This is a genomic window from Microbacterium sp. BH-3-3-3 (assembly GCF_007679045.1).
Classification (GTDB): Bacteria; Actinomycetota; Actinomycetes; order Actinomycetales; family Microbacteriaceae; genus Microbacterium; species Microbacterium algihabitans.
Map to the genome: position 1 here is coordinate 82,406 of NZ_VEFS01000007.1, position 21,221 is coordinate 103,626.

The following is a 21,221-nucleotide window of genomic DNA, read 5'->3' on the forward strand; positions in this document are numbered from 1 at the left end:
TTCAGGAACGGTCCGGACGCACGAAAGGGGCGGGATCCCGCAGGACCCCGCCCCCCTTTTCACGAGGTGCGTCAGCTGTTCTGGAAGCCCACGATCGTCCAGTCGACGGTCTCGAACTGGGTGGCGCCCCAGTTCACGAGACCCTGCTTGACGGCGTAGACGTTGGGCAGCGGCGCGATCGGGATGATCGGCACGTACGACCACAGCACCTTGTCGATCTCCTCGGCCGTCTTCAGGCGCGAGTCGGGGTCGAGGTCGGTGTTGGCCTTCTGCCACAGGTCCGCGAGCTGCGGGTCGGCGATGCCGGTGTAGTTCTGCGCCGAGTCGACGGGCGAGAACAGCGACTCGCTCGACGAGATCGGGTACGCGGTACCGCGCCACGAGAACGTCACCATCTCGAAGTCACCGGGGATGATGTAGTCGCTGAAGTAGCCGCCCACGGGCACGGTGTTCAGATCGACCGGGATGCCGAACTCGCTGAGGTCGGCCTGGATCTGCTCGGCACGCTGGATGTTCGTGGCGGTGTCGGCGGGGACGGTGACCGAGAACTTCAGCGGGGTGCCGTCCTTGACCCAGGAGTCGCCGTCCTTGGTGTAACCGGCGTCTTCGAGGTACTTGGCACCGGCGTCGGTGTCGTAGGGCAGCGCCTCGTCGGTGTAGCCGTCCTGACCGGGCATGAACACGTAGCTGCCCTGCGTGATGGCGGGGACGCCGACGGGCGAGTTCGCCGTGTTGGCGATCTGCTCGCGGTTGACGATGGATGCCACGGCCTTGCGGACGTTGACGTCGGCCAGCGGACCGTCGGAGGCGCGCATGGTGATGTGCGTCCAGGTCAGACCGTTGGAGGCCTGGATCTCGGCGCCCTGCACGTTCTGAGCGGTCTGGTAGAGGTCGGCGTTGGCGCTGATGTTCAGCGCGTCGATCTCACCGTTGCTGAACGAGGTGCCCTGCTGGTCCTGGCTCACCGCGCGGTAGACGATCGTCTCAAGCTTGGGCGCCTGGCCCCACCACTTGGGGTTGCGCTCGAGGGTCGCGATACCGGCCGTCGAGTCGAACGAACCCAGGAGGAAGGGACCCGAAGAGGGAAGGGCCGTGGTGAGGTAGCCCGTGTTGAAGGTGTTCGGGTCGCTCGCGGCCGAGGCGGGGAGGATCTGACCGAGCAGACCCTGCCAGTCGGCGTACACCGACGAGAACGTGATGATGACGTCGAACTCGTCCGTGCCCTGCTCGACCGATTCGATCTGGTCCCAGCCGGTGGTGGAGATGACGACGTACTCGGGGTTCGAGCCGTTGTTGGCCTTCCAGGTGGCCTGGTAGTCGGCGACGGTGATGGGCGTCCCGTCCTCCCACACGGCATCCGGGTTCAGCTTGATCTCGACCGTCTGGGGGCTCTCGTTGGTCAGCTCGACCGACGAGGCGTAGTCCTCGTTGACGACCGGCTTGCCCGACTCGTCGATCTTGATGGGGCCACCCTGCATCGCCGAGATGATGTCGTTGGTGTTGGCCTCATTGCCGTCGATCTGGAAGTTGTTCCAGTTGACGGGCATCGAGTCGACGGCCAGCGTGAGGGTTCCGCCGTCCTGCACGTCGGCGGCGTCGGCGCGGACCCACGCGGTCGAGGGCAGCGAGTTCTGGTCCTCGGGGTTGGCGGACGGAGCCGCCGTGTTGCCCGGCGCGCAGCCGGCGATCGCCAGGGCGGCGACGCTCAGCAGCGTGAGGGCGCCGAGCCCCTTCGCTTTGCGGATCTTCATGTGATCAGTCCTCTCGTTGGTGATCGGGGAGGGTCTCCGACGCCGTGGTGCCGTCGATCGAAGACGTTCGGGGGGACGCGACCGACGCCGTCTCGAGGACGAGGTCGGAGCGTTCGGCGTAGTGGCACGCCACCTCGGAGCGCGCCGAAGAGCGCAGACCGGGGTCGTCGGAGTCGCACCGGCGCCGGTCGGCGTCGGGCAGCAGGCGGTACAGCGGGCAGCGCGTGCGGAAGCGGCATCCGGAGATCTCCTGCGTCGGGCTCGGCAGGTCGCCGTCGAGCAGGATGCGGGTGCGCGCGCGCTCGATGCGCGGATCCGGGATGGGCGCGGCCGAGATGAGGGCCTTGGTGTAGGGATGCCGGGGGTCGTCGAACACCGCGTCGACGGGACCCTGCTCGACGATGCGCCCGAGGTACATGACCGAGACGTCGTCGGCGATCTGACGGACCACGGCGAGGTCGTGCGCGACGAAGAGGAACGACAGGCCGAGGCGTTCCTTGAGGTCTTCGAGCAGGTTGATGACACCGGCCTGGATCGAGACGTCGAGGGCCGAGACCGGCTCGTCGAGCACGACGACGGCGGGGTCGGTCGCGAGGGCGCGGGCGATGCCGATGCGCTGACGCTGACCGCCCGAGAACTCGTGCGGGTAGCGGTCCGACATGTTGGGGTCGAGGCCGACGAGCTCGAGCAGCTCGGTCATCTTGCGGTCGCGTTCGGCACGGGGCACGCCCTGCACCAGCAGCGGCTCGGTGATGACCTCGCCGACCGGCAGGCGCGGGTCGATCGCGCCCATCGGGTCTTGGAAGACGATCTGGATGCCCTTGCGCAGCGTCGCCTTGTCTGTGCGGCTCACGGTGGCCACGTCGGTGCCGTTGATGCGGATGCTGCCGCTCTGGGGCGCGACCATCTCCATGATCTCGAGGATCGTCGTCGTCTTCCCGCACCCCGACTCCCCCACCAGGCCCATGGTGCGACCGGGCTGGATCGAGAACGAGATGCCGTCGACGGCGCGCACCGTGCCGATGCGGCGCGGGAAGACCGAGCCCTTCATCAGCGGGAAGTGCTTGGTCAGATCGGTGACCTCGACGGCCGGGGTGACGTCGGGACGCAGCGGCGGGATCTCGCCCAGCGCCTCGGGGCGGGGGAAGATGTCGGGGCGGGCGAGGGCACCGGAGGCGATCTCGTCGGCGCGAATGCAGGCCGAGACGTGATCGGGGTCGGTGCCGTGCATCGCGAGCTCGGGCTCGATGTCGTGGCACGCGTCGATCGCGATCGGGCAGCGCGCCGCGAAGGGGCACCCCTTGGGCAGGCTCGCGAGGGACGGCGGGCGTCCCTCCAACGGCACCAGACGCTGCGAGCCGGCGGTCTGCATGTTCGGCACCGAGCGCAGCAGACCCACCGTGTAGGGCATGTGCGGGTCGTGGAAGATCTCGTCGACCGAGCCGCGCTCGACGAGCTTGCCCGCGTACATCACCGCGACGCGGTCGGCGTGACCGGCCACGACGCCGAGGTCGTGCGTGATGAGCACGACGGCGGCGCCCGTGACCTCGCGGGCCTTCTGCAGCACCTCGAGGATCTGCGCCTGGATCGTCACGTCGAGCGCCGTGGTGGGCTCGTCGGCGATGATGACCCGCGGGTCGTTGGCGATGGCCATGGCGATCATCGCGCGCTGACGCATGCCGCCCGAGAACTCGTGCGGGTACGCGCGGGCCCGACGCTCGGCATCCGGGATGCCGACGAGCTTGAGCAGCTCGACCGAGCGGGCGTGCGCGGCCTGGGCCGACAGTGCCTTGTCGTGCAGGCGCAGGCCCTCGGAGATCTGGTCGCCCACCGTGTAGACCGGGGTGAGCGCCGACAGCGGGTCTTGGAAGACCATCGCGAGCTCGGCGCCGCGGATCTTCGACAGCTGGGCATCGTTCATCGCCAGCAGCGACCGACCGTCGTAGACGATGTCGCCCTCGACGCGGGCGTTCGAGGGCAGCAGCCCCATCACCGCGAGCGACGACACGCTCTTACCGGAACCGGACTCTCCGACGATGCCGAGGAACTCGCCCTCGTGCACGTCGTAGGAGATGCCGCGGACGGCGCGGACGGCGTTGCCCTCGCGCTGGGGGAAGGTCACGCTGAGGTCGCGGACCGACAGCAGCGGCTGGCGTCCGGTCGATGACAGCAGGGTGGCGGAACGGGGGTCAGTCACGGTTCGCTCCCGAAGTGGGGTCGATGGCGTCGCGCAGCGCGTCGCCGATGAGGCTGATGGCCAGGAGCAGCACGATCAGCACGCCGGCGGGGTACACGAACAGCCACGGGCGGGTCACGGCGGCCGAGGTGCCCGCCGACAGCAGGGTGCCGAGCGAGACGTCGGGCGCCTGCACGCCGAAGCCGAAGTAGCTGAGCGAGGTCTCGGCCATGATGGCCGCGACGATGCCGAGGGTCGCGTCGATGATCAGCAGCGACGCGATGTTGGGGATGATGTGGCGGCCGAGGATCTGCCGGGTCGGCATGCCCATGTAGCGCGCCGCCCGCACGAAGTCGCGGTTGCGCAGCGACCGGGTCTGGTTGCGCACCACCTGGGCGAGGATCATCCAGCTGAACACCGCCAGGAAGAAGGTCAGCGCCAGCCACGACAGGCCGCGCGTCAGCGGGCTCAGCAGCACGAGGATGAAGAACGAGGGCACCACCAGCAGCAGGTGGATGATCCAGCCGATGACGGCGTCGATCTTGCCGCCGAGGTAGCCGGCGACCGAGCCCACCGCCGCGGCGATCAGGGTCGCGCCGACACCCGCGAGGGCGCCGATGATGAGCGACTTCTGCAGGCCGACGAGCGTCTGGGCGTAGATGTCCTGCCCGATGCCGTTGGTGCCGAACCAGTGCAACTGCGTCGGGCCGAGGCCGACGTTGAGAAAGTCGCGCTGAGTGGCGTCCCACGGCGAGAGCAGGGGTCCGATGAAGGCCCAGAGCACGATGAACACGAGCACGCTCGCGCCGACCCAGAACCGGGGCATCTTGCGCAGGCGTGCGCGCACCAGTGCACCGCGCGAGAGCGGCTTGCGGGCGCGGGTGACCGGGCTGGTGGCGACGAGGGTGCCGTCGAGGGCGTCTTCCTGCATTGTCATGTCAGCTCCTCACTCTCGGGTCGAGGGCTGCGTAGAGCACTTCGGACAGGGTCGAAGAAAGCAGGACGAGCACGGCGACGAAAAGCGTCGAGCCCGCCACCGCATTGATGTCCTGCTGCGTCACGGCGTTGAGCTGGAATTGCCCCATCCCGCGCCACGAAAAGACGATCTCGAGCATCGCCGAACCGGCGATCAAGGTGCCGAAGCTGTAGGCGAAGAACGTCGACATCGGAATGAGGGCGATGCGCACGCCGTGACGGAACAATGCCTGCGTGCGCGGCAGGCCCTTCGCGCGGGCGGTGCGGATGTAGTCCGCCCCCAGCACGTCGAGCATCATGCTGCGCTGGTAGCGCGAGAACGACGCGGCGCTGATGAGCACGAGCGCGATCGTCGGCAGCAGCAGGTGCACGGCACGGTCGGCCAGCATCGGGCCGAAGCCCTCGACCCCCGCGGTGTACTCGCCGGTGAAGCGGATCACCTGGTTGCCCAGGGCGTTGTTGAAGGCGGTGGCCGCGATCATCAGCAGCACGCCGATCACGAAGGTCGGGGTCGCGAACACGAGGTACGACGCGTAGGTCGTGACCTGGTCGCTCGCGCGGTACTGGCGCACCGCGCCCCACACGCCGATGAGTACGCCGACGATGGCGCCGAGGATCGAGCCGATGAGCAGCAGGCGCAGGCTCGTGCCGGCGCGCGTGGCGATCTCGGTCATGACGTCCTGGCCACCGATCGTGGTGCCGAGGGAGAAGTTGGTGAACAGGTTCACCAACCAGTTCCACAGGCGCACGATGATCGGCACGTCGGGGTTGGCACCGAGAGCGTCGAGGCTCGCGATGATCGACTCCTGGGGCGGCCGCGGGTTCATGCCGTAGAAGCGGTCCTGAGGCCGCAGCAGCGCACTTCCCAGCACGTACGCGAGGCACGTGGCGAGCAGGCTGAGAACGGCGTAGTTCAGGAACCGGCGCAGAACGTAGAACGTCATGACGCGCGAATGCCCGTCCGGAACGTCTCGGGGGTCTGCATCATGGGGGGTCCTCTCGCCTTCGAGATCCCCGCCGATTGTTTCGCCTGGCTAAGGATCTTCAGCGACCCTACGTCGGCTTTTCGCGGAATGTGCGCGGGGGGAACACACTTTTCACGAATGTAACAAAGCGCTTACATGGCGCTTTGTCACGAACGGTCAGCTCGAGCGCAGCACTGCGCTCAGCGGAGACCGCCGGAAATGAACAAAGCGATAATAACCCAGACGATCAGAACCAGGAGGGAAATCGCCGAGGGAATGTCCCAGAAACGACGGACGGAGCCGTTCTTCGGGGCCGTCGGTCGAGCCGACTCCCACGCGTCCTGGATGACCTGGAGGTCGCGGATGGCGGGCGGCTCGCGCCGCGCACGGTCGTCGTCGCCACGGCGCAGGGGCGGTCGACCGGGGCGGCCGGCGACGGGCCCGCCGAAGGCCTTGTAGACCCGCGGTTCGTCGGTCTTCACCTCTAGCTGCCAGCGCATGTCGATGTCGCTGACACGCGCCCAGGCGATGTCGCTGACGCGCAGCGGGTTGTGGATCCGGATGCCGTTCGCGTCGATCCGCACGTGCGGGGCGAACAGCAGGGCGTACACGCCCCAGAGCGCCAACAGCACCCACGGGGCGATGAGCAGCATCTCGCCGATCCCCGCCCGGATCGCGGCGTCGCCGAGGAGGACGACTGCCAGCGCGGCCCCGAGCACGAGCCCGACGACCGCGGACGGGGCACGGAACACCCGCGGGTGTTCCGTGCCCCGGAATCGATCGTCGCGCGTCACGCGCCACCCAGCGACAGCGAAGCGCCGGGGATCGCGTCGAGCAGACGCTGCGTGTACTCCTGCGAGGGCTGCGCGAAGATCTCGTCGACCGTGCCCTGTTCGACGAGCTTGCCGCGCTCCATGACGCACACCAGGTCGGCGGCGACACGGACGACGGCGAGGTCGTGCGTGATGAACAGGTAGGTCAGACCGAGCTCGGACTGCAGCTCCGCCAGCAGCTGGAGGACCTGCGCCTGCACCAGCACGTCGAGGGCCGACACGGCCTCGTCGAGCACGAGGATGTCGGGCTTGAGCGCCAGTGCGCGCGCGATGGCGACACGCTGACGCTGTCCGCCGGACAGCTCGTTGGGGTAGCGCGAGGCGAGCTCCTGCGGCAGGGCGACCTGCTCGAGCAGCTCCTCCACGCGGGCGCGCCGCGAGGCGTTGTCGCCCACCTTGTGGATGTTGAGCGGCTCGGCGATCAGGTTGCCGATGCTGCGCAGAGGGTCGAGCGAACCGTACGGGTCCTGGAACACCGGCTGCATGCGGCGGCGGAGGTTGAAGGTGTCCTTCGCGTTCAGCTTGCCGGTGTTGACCCCGTCGACCTCGATCGAGCCCGACGTGGGCTCCTCGAGCTTGAGCACCATCTTGGCGATCGTCGACTTGCCCGAGCCCGACTCCCCCACCAGCGCCAGCGTCTTGCCGCGCGGGATCTCGAACGAGACCCCGTCGACGGCGCGGAACTGCTCGCTGCGGAACCCGCCCTGGCGGATCTTGTACTCCTTGACCAGGTCGGTGACCTTGACGGTCGCCGGGGCGTCGATGTCGGATTCGCGCAGGATGCCGCGGTCTTCGACCTTCGCCTGGATGCGCTGCGAGGCGATGCTGGGCGCAGCGGCGACGAGGCGCTGGGTGTACGGGTGCTGCGGGTTCTCGAGGATCTCGCGGCTGGGACCCGACTCGACGATCTCGCCCTGGTTCATCACGACGATGGTGTCGGCGCGCTCGGCGGCGAGTCCCAGGTCGTGCGTGATGAGCAGCACCGAGGTGCCGCGCTCACGCGTCAACGAGGCCATGTGATCGAGGATCACGCGCTGCACGGTCACGTCGAGGGCCGAGGTCGGCTCGTCGGCGATCAGGAGCTTCGGGTCGGCCGCGAGGCCGATGCCGATGAGCGCGCGCTGGCGCATACCGCCCGAGAACTGGTGCGGGTACTGGTGCAGGCGACGCTCGGCGTCGGCGAGGCCGGCCTGCTTCAGCACCTCGATCGCGCGCTTCTCGACCTCCTTGCGACCGGTGGCGATGCCGTTCGCACGGATCGCCTCCTTCACCTGGAAGCCGATGCTCCACACCGGGTTGAGGTTCGACATCGGGTCCTGAGGAACGTAGCCGATGTCCTTGCCGCGCACCGACTCGAACTGCGTCGCGCTCAGGTCGGTCAGCTCGCGCCCGTCGAGCGTGATGCTGCCGCCGGTGACGTGACCGGTGCCGGGGAGCAAACCGATCACCGCGGAAGCGGTGGTCGACTTTCCCGAGCCCGACTCGCCGACGATGGCGACGGTCTGGCCGGGGAAGACGTCGAGGCTCACGCCGTGGAGCACCTGGCGGGATCCGCCCTCGCCCTCGAAGGCGACCTTGAGGTCGCGAATGGACAGCAGAGGCGTCATGGTGGCGTCGCTCATCGGCGGGCCCTCGCTCTCGGGTCGATGGCGTCTCGAATGAGCTCGCCCAGCAGGATGAACGCCAGCACCGTGACCGTCAGGGCGACCGAGGGCCAGATGAGCGCCGCGGGCGCGACGCGCAGCGACTGCTGCGCCTGGCTGATGTCATTGCCCCACGACATGGTGCTGCCGCCGAGGCCGACACCGAGGAACGACAGGGTCGCCTCGGCGACGATCGCCGCGGCGAGGCTGATCGTGGTGACCACGAGCAGCGGCGCGATGGCGTTCGGGATGACGTGGGTGAGCAGCGTCTTGAACTTCGTCTGCCCCAGCGCCTGCGAGGCCGCGACGTAGTCGGCCTGTCGCACGCGCAGCACCTCGGCGCGCACCACGCGAGCCGTGGAGGCCCACGCGAACCCGCCGATGGCGAAGGCGAGGGTCAGCACGTTGCGGTACTGCGAGAACACGCTCATCACGACGATGGCCGCGAGGATGTAGGGGATCGAGAAGAAGATGTCGCCGACGCGCGAGATCACCGCGTCGAGCCATCCGCCGTAGAAGCCCGACAGCGCGCCCATGATGAGGCCGATGATCGTGCCGATCGCGGTGGCCAGCAGACCCACCGACAGCGAGGTGCGGGCACCCCAGACGATGCGCGAGAACGTGTCGCAGCCCTGGAACGTGAAGCCCAGGATGTGGCCCGCCTGCGGTCCGCCGTTGCTGTTGGACAGCTGGCAGTCGTTGTTCGGGGGGACCTGGGTGAACAGCGTCGGAGCGATCGCCATGAGGATCACGACGAACATGACGGCGAGGGCGATCCAGAAGGTGGGACGACGACGGAGGTCGCGCCACGCGTCGAGCCACAGGTTGCTCTTGCGCGCCGCCACGCGGACGGCGTCGACGGAGATCGTTTCGGTCTTGATCGGCGCGACGTAGTGCGGCGCCGGGAACTGACTACTTGACATAGCGGATCCTCGGGTCGAGAAGGCCGTACAGGAGGTCGACGACCAGGTTGACCAGCACGTAGATGATGACGAAGACGGTCACGAACGACACGACCGTGGGGCCCTCTCCGCGGATGGTGGCCTGGTACAGCGTGTTACCGACACCGGGGATGTTGAAGATGCCCTCGGTGACGGTCGCGCCGACCAGCAGCACGCCGAAGTTGGTCGCGGAGTTGGTGATGACCGGGATGAGCGAGTTGCGCAGCACGTGCACGGGGATCACGCGGCGACGCGAGAGGCCCTTGCTGTAGGCGGTGCGCACCCAGTCCTGGTTGAGCGTGTCGATGACCGACCCGCGCATCAGGCGCATGCTCGTGGCGAAGAGGCTGAAGCCGAGCACGATGGCCGGCAGGATCAGATCGCCCCAGTTGTTCTGCGCACCGACTGTGGGGCGGAACCAGCCGAGTTGGACCGCGAGGAAGTACTGCGCGAGGAAGCAGGCCACGAAGATCGGCAGCGCCACGAACAGCAGCGCGATGATCAGCGCGACGTTGTCGAACAGCTTGCCCTTGCGGATGGCCGAGATCGTGCCGACCACGACGGCGAGCACGAACTCGATGGCCAGGGCCATGATCGCCAGACGCGCCGTCACGGGGAGCGTGCGCGCGAGGACCTCGTTGACGGACTGACCCGAGAACGTGGTTCCGAGATCACCCTGGAAGATGCCGCCGATGTAGAGGAAGTACTGGACGATGAAGGGCTGGTCCAGGTGGTATTGGGCCCGCAAGGCTTCGACGACCTGCGGGGCGGGGGTCTTGTCGCCGAAGAGCCCGAGGATCGGGTCTCCCGGCATGGCGAAGACCATGAAGTAGATCAGCAGGGTGGCCCCGAAGAACACGGGGAGCACCTGCAGCAGACGTCTGAGGATGTAGCCGAGCATCCGCTCTCTTTTCGAACGTGGGAAACGCCTCATCCGACGTTTTCGTGGGGGGGGACGGCCCCGAAAGGGCCCGTGCCGTTTTATCACACGTCGTGATGAGGCCTGGCTGGCAGACCGCGAGGCGGTGACGAATCCGTCACCGCCTCGCGGCCAGAGATCGGAAGGGTTACTTCGTGATCTCGTAGTACAGCGGAACCGAGTTCCAGCCGAACTTGACGTTGTTCACGCCTTCGGCGAAGCCACCGGTCACGTTGGAGTACCAGAGCGGGATGGCCGGGAGGTCCTGCAGGAGGATCTCCTGGGCCTTCTGGAAGTCCTGGTTCTGGGTGTCGACGTCGGTCTCGGCGATGCCGTCGCTCAGGAGCTGGTCGAACTGGGGGTTCGAGTAGTCACCGTCGTTGGACGAGGCGTCGGTCGCGTACAGCGGTCCGAGGAAGTTGTACAGACCGGGGTAGTCGGCCTGCCAACCGGTGCGGAACGCGGTCTGGATGCTGCGGTCGGTGATGGCCGAGCGGGCTTCCTTGAACGTCGGGTACGGCGCGCCGGACGCGTCGATGCCGAGGGTGTTCTTGATCGAGTTGGTCACCGCGTCGACCCAGGTCTGGTGTCCACCGTCGGCGTTGTACGCGATCTGGAAGGTGCCGGTCCACGGCGAGATGGCGTCGGCCTGAGCCCACAGGTCCTTCGCCTTGGCCTCGTCGTACTTGAGCACGTCGGAGCCGGCGAGCGAGTCGGACCAGCCGTTGATGACCGGCGAGGTGAAGTCGCTGGCGGGCGTACGGGTGCCCTGGAAGATCGTCTTGGTGATCTCGTCGCGGTTGATGGCCATCGACAGCGCCTGACGACGCAGCTTGCCCTCTTCACCGCTGAAGTGCGCGAGGCGCTCGGGGATCGTGAACGACTGGAACACAGCCGCCGGCTGGTTGACCGCGCGGTCGCCCAGGTCGGAGGTGAAGGTCGCCTGCGATGCCGGCGGGATTGCGTCGATCACGTCGACGTTGCCACCGAGGAGGTCGGCGTAGGCCGCGTCCTGCGAGGCGTAGAAGACGACGGTCAGACCACCGTTGGCGACGGTGCGGCCGCCCTGGTAGTCCTCGTTCTTGACGAGGTCGATCTGCACGTTGTGCTGCCATGCGCTGTCGCTGGCGAGCTTGTACGGGCCGTTGCCGATCGGGTTCTCACCGAACGCGGCCATGTCGGCGAAGGCCGAGTCGGGCAGCGGGAAGAACGCCGAGTAGCCGAGGCGCAGCGCGAAGTCGGCGGCGGGCTTGGAGAGCTCGATCGTGAAGGTGTAGTCGTCGACCTTCTTCAGACCCGTGAGCTCGGAGTCAGCGTCGTAGCTGAAACCGACGATGTCCTCGAAGAAGTAGCTGTTGAGCTGGTTGTTCGACAGCTGCGCGCCGTAGTTCCAGGCCTTGATGAAGTTGTCGGCCTTGACCTCGGTGCCGTCCGTGAACTTCTGGCCCTTCTTCAGGGTGACCGTGAGGTTCTGGGGGTCGTTGGTGACGATGGACTCGGCCATGTCGTTCACCGGGGCGCCGTCTGCGTCGTAGTAGACCAGGCCCGCGAAGATCGAGTCGAGGATCTTTCCGCCACCGACCTCGTTCGTGTTGGTGGGGATCAGCGGGTTCTGCGGCTCGGAGCCGTTGGTCCGGATGATCGCCGACGCGTCGCCGCTGCCGGATGCAGAGCCGCTGTCCGAGTCTCCGCCTGCGCAGCCGGCGAGCATAAGCCCGACGGCTCCCAGCAGGGCGAGACCGGAAAGGGCAATCTTGTTGCGCTTCACAGTTCCTCCAGGGAAGGGATGATCGTCGCCCGGGTAGGTTTTCACGCAGCACAAGATGCATGGAAGATCCGTCGGGCAGGATGAGAACACACTAGGCACGTTTACCCAGGTGCCCCAAACTCCTCTGAAAAACGTTACAGAGGATTTACTCGGAAGGGTTCAGATGTGGCAATCTGACAAGTCGGGCGCCCTTCGGGGTCCAGCCGACTGGACCTATCCTCCGACCCTCTCCCCCGCCGACCGGTACGCCCGTCGGCGTCTGGGCTGGGAGATCGCGATCGTGCTGCTCGTCAGCGTCGGTCAATCGGCCATCTACTCGGTCGTGTCGTTCGTGCGGGCCGCCACCCGCGCCCCGATCTCGCAGCAGCAGACGCAGCTGAACCCCTCGCGCAGCGCCGAGCCGCTGTGGGATGCGATCTACCAGTTCCTCGACATCTTCTTCTCGCTCGCCCTGGTCGCCCTCGCGGTCTACCTGCTGTGGGAGCCGGCGAACAACGCGCTGCGCCGGATCGGGCTCGACTTCCGCCGCTTCGGCGGCGACCTCCTCCGCGGCGTCCTGCTCGTCGTGCTCATCGGAGCGCCGGGCATCGGCGTCTACGCGATCGGCCGCTCCATCGGGCAGAGCATCACAGTGATCCCCGCCCCGCTCGACTCGTCGTGGTGGGTCATCGCGCTCCTCGTACTGGCTGCGCTGCGCGCCGGCCTCACCGAGGAGGTCATCTTCCTCGGCTTCCTCTTCGATCGCCTGCGCCGCCTCGGCTGGTCGTGGACCGGCATCATCGTCTCGACCGCGCTGCTGCGCGGCAGCTACCACCTCTACCAGGGGTGGCCGTCGGCGCTCGGCAACGTCGTGATGGGCCTCGTGTTCGGCTGGTGCTACAAGCGCTGGGGCAGGGTGATGCCCCTGGTGATCGCGCACACGATCATCGACATCGTCGCCTTCGTGGGCTACCCGCTCGCCGCGGCCTGGTGGCCCGCGATCTTCGCGCCGCCCGCGCCGGCGTCGACGCCGACCCCGACCCCCTGAGGCGCCGCGCGCAACGAGAGCGCCGGGGTCTCGGCATCCGGAAAATTCGTCCGCAGCGATGGCGAGGCGAAGTCAGGGCTCCCGGCATGCGGAACGTCGCTCAGCTCTGCGGCGGCGACCAGATCCAGAACGACGGGGGCACGCCGTTGGGCTCGGAGGTGTAGGTCACTCCTCCGACTCCGGCCGCGGCGACCACGGCGCCCGTGCGCTCGAGCAGGGGTACGCCCGCGTACGCGGTGAAGAGCGAGCGGTCGATCTCCTTGGCCTCCGACAGGACGTCGACCGGGTCGGTGTGCACGGTCAGCTCGTCGAAGAGCTCCTCGGTGTTCTCGCCATCGACCCCCTCCGCGATGCGGTCGCGCGCCGAGCGGTAGAGGCTCTCGTCTTCGCCCACCCAGGCCAGGGTGGCATCCGGAACGTCGTCGACCGTCGCCGCGCGCACCGCGATGCCCGCCTTGGCCGCCATCGTCACGAGACGCGCGAACACCGTCGACGACACCTCGTCGGTGCTGTCGTAGGCGACGCGCAGCACGGCCGCGCGATCGTCGAGGGCCGAGCGCGCTCCGTCGACGTCGCTCCCGGTTCCGGGGGCTCCGTTGCCCGACACGAGGTCGTTGTAGAGCTGACCGGTCGCCGGCGACGAGAGGAACGACTGCAGCGGCTGCGCGTCTGGGCGCACGTCGCCCAGCACGTCCTTCACCAGCGCGGAGCGATCGAGCGAAAGGGTCGTGGCCTGACGGAGGGCGGATGCCGTGCCGTCGGCGAACCGCAGCTGCAGGGTCTGGGTGGTCGGTCCGGTGCTGACCTGCAGCCCGGCATCGGTGAGCGTCTTCAGCTCGGTGGCGTCGATGTCGCCGACGTTCGCGACGTCGACCACCCCCGCCTCGACGGCGGACAGCTGCGCCGAACGGTCGGCGAAGAAGCGCACCTTCAGGCTCTCGAGACCCGGGAAGTGACCGCCCTGGTAGCTGTCGCGCCGCGCGAGCTCGAGGGTGTCGTCGGTGATGGCGCTGACCTTCCACGGTCCCGACGACACGACGCCGGCGGGATCGGGCGTCGTACCGGGGGCCACGTCGAAGCCGGTGTTCCAGACCTTCGCGGCCGCCGCGAGCACCGGATTCGGCTCGCGCGGCGCCGCCGGGTCGCCCGCGGGTGTCGTCATGATCGCCGTCACGAGGTCTTTCACGCTCACGCCCGCGCGTTGCGCGACCACGTGGATCGGCCGGTCGAGCAGCCACTGCCGGTTCCAGTCGGCGAAGGGCTGGGCGTAGGTGAGGGTCAGGGTGTCGTTGGCGCGGTCGAGGCTCGGTCGCGTCGTCGCGGCGTTGGGGTCGGCCGGTGCCGCGGTGTCGAAGTAGCGGGTGCCCGACACCAGCTGACCCGAGGCGTCGTAGGTGGCGTCGTCGAAGTAGTGCGACGACACGGCCCACCCGAACAGCAGGTCGTCGAGGCTGACCTCGGTGCCGTCCGACCAGACGCGGTCGCTGAAGAGTTCGTAGCTGACCTTCAACGGATCGCCCTGCACGCGGGTGATGCGGCCGAGGCCGTCGTTCGGAACGACCTGCAGGTTGCCATCGAGAGAGCCGAGCTTCTCGTCGAGCAGGGCCGCGACGGCCCGGTTCGCGTCGGTGTCGCCGGTGGCGCTGGCGGCGTTGAAGCTCGTGAGCGAGCCGACCACACCGAGGGTCAGGGTGGTGGGTTCTTCTTCGCGCGGCGCGGGGCTGGTCTCGGGCGCGGAGCACCCGGCGAGCACGACGGCGGCGGCTGCGGCCATCGCGAGCAGGCCGCCGACTCCGCGGCGTCGTCGATTCGGTCGAGGAACGTCGTTCAGCCCGTGGTGCACAGGGGCACTTTACTAAAGGCCTCCTGGGGATCACCCTGGGCCCGCCGGGGCCCGCCGGGCGGGGTTCGGCCCTGTTCGCGGGGCGCGTCCGGGTCTCGTTTGCCGCGAGACTGCAACTCGCTGACGAACCCGCGTCACGCTGCAACGGAGTTGTCAGCGAGATGCAGTCTCGGCGGGTCTTCGCGCGCGCGTGCCGCTGTCGCGGTCGCCGGGCGTGACCGCGACAGAATGGCCGATTTCCTCGCGAGACTGCAACTCGCTGACAAACCCGCGTCACGCTGCAATTGACTCGTCAGCGAGATGCAGTCTCGGCGGGTGTGGGGCGAGGGCGCGCGGGCCACACGCCCTCGGCGCGCGAGGCGACGACCGGCAGCGGGCGTCTCAGGCGTGCAGCCAGGGAAGTCGATCGTTTGCGCCTTCTGCACCGGATGCCGGTGCGCGGCGTTCTCCACGGATTGATCGTCGCGCGCCCCGGGGACGGCGTCGCTCGACCACGGTGGACCGCATGTCTTCTCTCGAGCTTCCCGCGACGTTGCTCCCTGCCGGCACTCTCGTGCACTCGACGCGGAGCCGACGAAGGGGCGAGGTGCTCCGTCTCAATCGGGGTGTGTACGCCCGGCGCGATGAATGGAACGCCCTCGCGCCGTGGCAGCGGTACGGGCTCCGAGTGCAGGCGCACGCGATGTGGCATCCGGATGATGTCTTGTGTCTCGAGTCGGCCGCCGTCCTTCTGGGGCTTCCGCTGGTGGGTGGCGATCATGACATCCATGTCCTTTCCGAGCACGGCGCCACCTCTCGGCGCTCGGGCGGAGTGCGTGTGCACACGACGGCAGCCTCAGATCGTACGTTCGCGGAGGTCGACGGCATCCGGGTGACATCGCTCGCCGACACCTGCATCGACATCGCGCGGTCTCGGCACCCCGCTCTGGCGCTCGCCGTCGCCGACGCCACGGTTCGTCGCGACCCCTCCCTGGGCGACCTCGCGCTCGTGGTGCTGAACGAGGAGCGTTCATCCGCCCGCGGAAGGAGACAGGCGAGGTGGGCGCTGCATCGCGCCGATCGGGCCGCCGAGTCCCCTCTCGAATCGATCAGCAGAGCCTCGCTCGAGTGGCTGGGGTTCCCGGCTCCCGAACTGCAGGAGCGCTTTCCGGGAACGGACGAGCGAGAGGACCGTGTGGATCTCTGGTGGCCCGCACAGAGGATCGCCGGAGAAGCCGACGGTCACCACAAGTACGACGGCCGTTTCGGCGACCCCCTCGAGGCGCTTCGCGCGCGGGAGAAACGCGATCGGCGACTTCTGGCCGCGGGTGTCCGCACCGTGGTGCACTGGGCATGGGACGACGTCGCCGAGGCCACTTCCCTGCGGGCGATGCTGCTGGGCGTCGGGATGCCGATCGTCCACACCCCCGATCCGGGCCGTTTGGCCTCGCTTCGGGGTGTCCTTCGGGGGTCATTGGCGCGCGAGACTGCATCTCGCTGACAAACCCGCGTCAGGCTGCAACGGAGTTGTCAGCGACATGCAGTCTCGACGTCCGGTGGGGCGCAAGCGTGGCCGGCAGCGCGGGGCGGTACCTCGCGGCGCGGTACCTCGCGGCCGACAGCCTCGCCGCCAGCACGCGCGAAACTGCAAGTCGCTGACAAACCCGCGTCAAGCTGCAACAGAGTTGTCAGCGAGATGCAGTCTCGCGAAATGAACGGGCCCGCCGAGCCCTGCCGACCCCGCGCGGCGCCGACCCCGGATGCCGGGAGCCGACGCCGCGCGCGGGTCAGGCGAACGCCTCCGGAGGCGGGCACGAGCAGACCAGGTTGCGGTCTCCGTAAGCCTGGTCGATGCGGCGCACCGGGGGCCAGTACTTGCCGCGGATCAGCGAGCGCACGGGGTACACCGCGGTCTCGCGCGAGTACGGGTGCTCCCACTCGCCCACCACGACCGTCTCGGCGGTGTGCGGCGCGTTGACCAGCGGGTTGTCGTCGGCGGGCCACTCCCCGGCCGCGACCGCGAGGGCCTCGTGCTTGATCGCGATCATGGCATCCACGAAGCGATCGAGCTCGGCGAGGTCTTCGCTCTCGGTCGGCTCGACCATCAGGGTGCCGGCGACCGGGAACGACATCGTCGGGGCGTGGAAGCCGTAGTCGATGAGGCGCTTCGCGGCGTCGTCGACGGTGACGCCGGTCTGCTCCTTGAGCGGACGCAGGTCGAGGATGCACTCGTGCGCGACGAGTCCGCCCTCACCGGCGTACAGCACCGGGTAGTGCTCGCGCAGGCGCGTGGCGATGTAGTTGGCCGAGAGCACCGCCGCGGCGGTGGCCTGCCGCAGCCCCTCGGCGCCCATCATGCGCACGTACGCCCACGAGATCGGCAGGATGCCGGCGGAGCCGTGCGGAGCGGCCGAGACCGGTCCCCCGTCGAACACGCCACCGGCGTGATCCGCGCGCTGCGAGAACGGGTGCGAGGGCAGGTACGGCGCGAGGTGCGCCTTCGCCGCGACCGGACCCACACCGGGTCCGCCGCCGCCGTGCGGGATCGCGAACGTCTTGTGCAGGTTGAGGTGCGAGACGTCGCCGCCCAGGTCGCCGAAGCGGGCGAAGCCGAGCAGCGCGTTGAGGTTGGCGCCGTCGACGTACACCTGTCCGCCGGCGTCGTGCACGGCCTGCGTGATCTCGAGCACGTCGTGCTCGTACACCCCGTGGGTCGAGGGGTACGTGATCATCAGGGCCGACAGCTCGGCCGCGTGCTGCGCGATCTTCGCGCGCAGGTCGCCGAGGTCGACGTTGCCGGCCTCGTCGCACGCGACGACGACGACCTTCATGCCCGCGAGGATCGCCGAGGCGGCGTTCGTGCCGTGCGCCGACGACGGAATGAGGCACACCGTGCGCTCGGTGTCGCCGTTGGCGAGGTGGTACCCGCGGATCGCGAGGAGCCCCGCGAGCTCGCCCTGTGAACCCGCGTTCGGCTGCAGCGAGACGGCGTCGTAGCCGGTCACCTCGGCCAGCCAGCGCTCGAGCTGCTCGATCATCTCGAGGTAGCCGTGCACGTCGGCCGCAGGGGCGAAGGGGTGCACGCGCGAGAACTCCGGCCACGACACCGCCGCCATCTCGGTGGCCGCGTTGAGCTTCATCGTGCACGAGCCCAGCGGGATCATGCCGCGGTCGAGCGCGTAGTCGCGGTCGGCGAGGGTCTTGAGGTACCGCATCATCGCCGTCTCGCTGCGGTGCGCGTGGAAGACGGGGTGCGTGAGGAACTCGTCGTCGCGGTGCAGGGCCGCATCGATCCCGCGCAGCGCCTCGCCTTCGGGGAGCGTCTCCGTTGCGAGGCCGAAGGCGTCGAGGATGGCCGAGACATCGGCATCCGTCGTCGTCTCATCGACCGAGACGCCCACCGTCGCGTCGTCGACCCAGAGCAGCTGGTAGCCGCGCTCGCGGGCGCGGTCGATCACGTCTTGCGCGCGCCCGGGCACGTGCACGCGCACGGTGTCGAAGAAGGCGTCGCTCGCGAGCGTCAGATCGGAGGAGCGCAGGGCGGATGCCAGGGCGTCGGCCTTGCGCGCGACCTGCGTCGCGATCGCGCGGAGCCCGTCGGGCCCGTGGTACACCGCGTACATCGCCGCCATCACGGCCAGCAGCACCTGGGCGGTGCAGATGTTCGAGGTCGCCTTCTCGCGACGGATGTGCTGCTCGCGCGTCTGCAACGACAGCCGGTACGCGGGGGCGCCGACGGCATCCTGCGACACGCCGACCAAGCGGCCGGGCAGCTGACGCTCGAGGCCCGCACGCACGGCCATGTAGCCGGCGTGGGGTCCTCCGAAGCCGAGGGGCACGCCGAAGCGCTGGGTCGTGCCCACCGCGACGTCGGCGCCGAGCGAGCCGGGCGAGCGCAGCAGGGTCAACGCGAGCAGGTCGGCGGCGGCCACGACGAGACCACCCGCGGCGTGCACCGCCTCGGCGACCGCCGAGAAGTCCCAGATGCGACCGGTCGCGCCGGGGTACTGCACGAACGCGCCGAACGCCTCGGGCACCTCCCCCTCGAACGAGGTCTCGAGAATGCGGATGCCGACGGCCGCGGCGCGGTGGTGCAGCAGCGCCTTGGTCTGCGGCAGCGCGTCGACATCGACCAGGAAGAGGTCGGTCTTCGCCTTCGACGCGCGGCGGGCGACGAGCATGCCCTCGACGACCGCGGTGGACTCGTCGAGCATCGACGCGTTCGCCGTGGCGAGGCCGGTCAGGTCGGTCACCATCGTCTGGAAGTTGATGAGCGCCTCGAGCCGGCCCTGCGAGATCTCGGGCTGGTACGGCGTGTACGCGGTGTACCACGACGGGTTCTCGAGGACGTTGCGCGCGATCACCGACGGCGTGAAGGTGTCGTAGTAGCCGAGACCGATCATCGGGCGGGCGGAGCGGTTGGCGGATGCCAGCTCGCGCAGTTCCGCCAGGGCCTCGGCCTCGGTGGCCGCGGTCGGGATCGCGCTGGTGGCGCGGGCCTGCACGTGGATCGAGGCCGGGACGGCCGTCTCGACGAGTGCCTCGACACTGTCGTAGCCGACGACCTCGAGCATGTGCGCCTGGGCGTCGGGGCCGATGCCGATGTGGCGGTCCGTGAAGGCGGCGGGGGTCCCGGCATCCGTGCGGGGAGGAAGGACGGAGGTCATGCGGTGAGGTCCTCGTAGGCGGCGCGGTCGAGCAGGTCGGAGGGAAGGTCGCCCTCGACGCGGATCTTGATGAGCCACCCGCCGGCGAACGGCTCGGCGTTCACCAGCGAGGGGTCGTCGACCACGGCGTCGTTGACCTCGACGACCGTGCCGTTCAGCGGCGCGTAGAGCTCGCCGACCGACTTGGTCGACTCGATCTCGCCGCAGACGTCGCCGGCCGAGACGGCCGAGTCGGCGCCGGGCAGCTCGACGAAGACGACGTCGCCGAGCTTGTCGGCGGCGAAGTCGGTGATGCCGACGGTGGCGATGTCGCCCTCGAGGGCGATCCACTCGTGCTCGGAGGTGTAGCTGAGGGCGGTGAGGTCGGTCATGCGTTTCTCCGATAGAAGGGAAGGGCGGTGACGGTCGCGGGGATGCGGGTTCCGCGCACGTCGATGGACAGTTCGGTTCCGATGGCGGATGCCGCGGGTGCGACGAACGCCATGGCCACGGGGTGGCCGAGAGTGGGGCTGAGGGCGCCGCTGGTGATCTCGCCGACGGTGTCGTCGCCATGCAGCACGGCATAGCCGGCGCGGCCGGCGCGGCGGCCCTCCGAGACGAGACCGACGAGCACGGGGGCGTCGGCGGGACCGGACGACAGGCCGTCCTTTCCGACGAACGCCTCTTTGTCGACGGCGACGACGCGGCCGAGACCCGCCTGCGCGGGGACGATGTCGCGCGAGAGCTCGTGGCCGTACAGCGGCATGCCGGCCTCGAGGCGCAGGGTGTCGCGCGCGGCGAGACCGCACGGAACGAGGCCGCGGTCGGCGCCGGCGGCGAGCGCGGCGTCCCACAGGTCCGCCGCCTGCGCGGTGGGGATCATGAGCTCGTAGCCGTCTTCGCCGGTGTACCCGGTGCGGGCGACGAACAGGGGCGCGCCGTCGAAAGTGCCGTCGGTCCAGGCGTAGTAGCCGAGCTCATCGAGAGCGGTTCCGGTGATCTCGACGCCCGGGGTGGAGCTCAGGATGCCGCGGGCTTCGGGGCCCTGCAGGGCGATGAGGGCGTAATCGTCGGTGACGTCGGCGACCGCGAGGGTTCCGCGAGCGCCGGTCGCTGAGCCTGTCGAAGCGTCCGACGCGGGGACAGCGGTCGCGAGGGTTCCGCCAGCGCCGGTCGCTGAGCCTGTCGAAGCGTCCGACGCGGGGACCCACGTGCGCTGCGCCAGGTCGAACGCCGCCGCCACGGCATCCCGATTGCCGGCATTGGAGATGACGAGGAAGCTCTGCTCCCCCAAGCGGTAGACGATGACGTCGTCGACGATGCCGCCGCTCTCGGCGAGCACGAGCGAGTACTTCGCCTTGCCGATCTTCATGGTCGACAGGCGCCCGGCGAGCACGTAGTCGAGGAACGCGGCCGCCGCGTCGCCCTCGACGCGGAACTCGGCCATGTGCGAGATGTCGAACAGGCCCGCGGCTTCGCGCACGGCGCGGTGCTCGGCGAGGTCGGAGGTGTAGCGCACGGGCATGTTCCAGCCGCCGAAGTCGGTGAACGAGGCGCCGAGGGCCTCGTGCCGATCGTCCAGCGGGGACGTGCGCGGTGGAGCGGGGGTTTCGGTCATGAGTTCTGCCGTTCGCGATGACGGACAGACGCCGGGCGGCGCCTGAAGAACTCCCCCTCTGTCATGGGCCTGAGAGTTTCACCGCGCGACTCGCGCGGCTTTCACCGTCGGCGGGCTCGGGGACGTGGCATCCCGAA

At 68.9% G+C, this 21,221-nt stretch carries 15 protein-coding genes; 2 read left to right on the forward strand and 13 right to left on the reverse strand.

Annotation, left to right across the window (positions count from 1 at the left end; translation table 11 throughout):
* Window positions 1-71 precede the first annotated feature (71 nt).
* The 9 genes from FS769_RS16045 to FS769_RS16085 all read right to left on the reverse strand — a co-directional run bounded on the left by FS769_RS16045 (window position 72) and on the right by FS769_RS16085 (window position 11,971).
* Window positions 72-1,751 carry an ABC transporter family substrate-binding protein gene (locus FS769_RS16045; protein WP_144835175.1) on the reverse strand — a complete coding sequence of 560 codons (1,680 nt, stop codon included), beginning with the start codon at window positions 1,749-1,751 and terminating at the stop codon, window positions 72-74.
* A 4-nt stretch (window positions 1,752-1,755) separates the two neighbouring features.
* A complete protein-coding gene (locus tag FS769_RS16050; RefSeq protein WP_186325598.1) occupies window positions 1,756-3,948 on the reverse strand; it encodes an ABC transporter ATP-binding protein in 2,193 nt (730 codons plus the stop codon).
* Window positions 3,941-4,864 carry an ABC transporter permease gene (locus FS769_RS16055; protein ID WP_144835177.1) on the reverse strand — a complete coding sequence of 308 codons (924 nt, stop codon included), beginning with the start codon at window positions 4,862-4,864 and terminating at the stop codon, window positions 3,941-3,943. Before FS769_RS16055 ends, FS769_RS16050 begins: the two co-directional genes overlap by 8 nt.
* Before the next feature lies 1 nt (window position 4,865).
* A complete protein-coding gene (locus FS769_RS16060; protein WP_144835179.1) occupies window positions 4,866-5,846 on the reverse strand; it encodes an ABC transporter permease in 981 nt (326 codons plus the stop codon).
* Between the two features lie 221 nt (window positions 5,847-6,067).
* Window positions 6,068-6,619, reverse strand: coding sequence for a hypothetical protein (locus FS769_RS16065; protein WP_260979793.1), 552 nt, complete (start codon window positions 6,617-6,619; stop codon window positions 6,068-6,070).
* A gap of 38 nt (window positions 6,620-6,657) precedes the next feature.
* Window positions 6,658-8,322, reverse strand: coding sequence for an ABC transporter ATP-binding protein (locus FS769_RS16070; protein WP_144835183.1), 1,665 nt, complete (start codon window positions 8,320-8,322; stop codon window positions 6,658-6,660).
* On the reverse strand, window positions 8,319-9,266 hold the full coding sequence (locus FS769_RS16075; protein ID WP_144835185.1) for an ABC transporter permease: 948 nt from the start codon (window positions 9,264-9,266) through the stop codon (window positions 8,319-8,321). Before FS769_RS16075 ends, FS769_RS16070 begins: the two co-directional genes overlap by 4 nt.
* The gene (locus FS769_RS16080) at window positions 9,256-10,185 is read right to left on the reverse strand and encodes an ABC transporter permease (protein WP_144835187.1); all 930 of its coding nucleotides are present in this window, start codon (window positions 10,183-10,185) and stop codon (window positions 9,256-9,258) included. The genes FS769_RS16075 and FS769_RS16080 overlap by 11 nt, the downstream gene beginning before the upstream one ends.
* Before the next feature lie 166 nt (window positions 10,186-10,351).
* A complete protein-coding gene (locus FS769_RS16085) occupies window positions 10,352-11,971 on the reverse strand; it encodes an ABC transporter substrate-binding protein (protein WP_222123942.1) in 1,620 nt (539 codons plus the stop codon).
* Window positions 11,972-12,134: 163 nt separating this feature from the next.
* Between FS769_RS16085 and FS769_RS16090 the strand changes: the two genes are divergently transcribed.
* A complete protein-coding gene (locus FS769_RS16090) occupies window positions 12,135-12,998 on the forward strand; it encodes a CPBP family intramembrane glutamic endopeptidase (RefSeq protein ID WP_144835189.1) in 864 nt (287 codons plus the stop codon).
* Between the two features lie 100 nt (window positions 12,999-13,098).
* Here FS769_RS16090 and FS769_RS16095 read toward each other — a convergent pair whose 3' ends face one another.
* On the reverse strand, window positions 13,099-14,841 hold the full coding sequence (locus FS769_RS16095; protein WP_144835191.1) for an ABC transporter substrate-binding protein: 1,743 nt from the start codon (window positions 14,839-14,841) through the stop codon (window positions 13,099-13,101).
* Between the two features lie 607 nt (window positions 14,842-15,448).
* On the opposite strand from FS769_RS16095, the gene FS769_RS16100 reads away from it, so the two are divergent.
* Window positions 15,449-16,321 (forward strand): hypothetical protein, encoded by an 873-nt coding sequence (locus FS769_RS16100; protein WP_144835193.1) that lies wholly within the window; start codon window positions 15,449-15,451, stop codon window positions 16,319-16,321.
* 286 nt (window positions 16,322-16,607) lie between these two features.
* On the opposite strand, the gene gcvP is transcribed toward FS769_RS16100, so the two are convergent.
* From gcvP to FS769_RS16115, 3 genes are read right to left on the reverse strand one after another with little or no spacing between them, the layout of a single operon-like run.
* The gene (gcvP, locus tag FS769_RS16105; RefSeq protein WP_144835195.1) at window positions 16,608-19,487 is read right to left on the reverse strand and encodes an aminomethyl-transferring glycine dehydrogenase; all 2,880 of its coding nucleotides are present in this window, start codon (window positions 19,485-19,487) and stop codon (window positions 16,608-16,610) included.
* Window positions 19,484-19,858, reverse strand: a complete 375-nt coding sequence (gene gcvH, locus FS769_RS16110) for a glycine cleavage system protein GcvH (protein ID WP_056230424.1) — start codon at window positions 19,856-19,858, stop codon at window positions 19,484-19,486. Before gcvH ends, gcvP begins: the two co-directional genes overlap by 4 nt.
* Entirely contained in the window at window positions 19,855-21,084 is a 1,230-nt protein-coding gene (locus FS769_RS16115; protein WP_144835197.1) for an aminomethyltransferase family protein, read from the reverse strand. The genes gcvH and FS769_RS16115 overlap by 4 nt, the downstream gene beginning before the upstream one ends.
* Window positions 21,085-21,221: the final 137 nt, after the last annotated feature.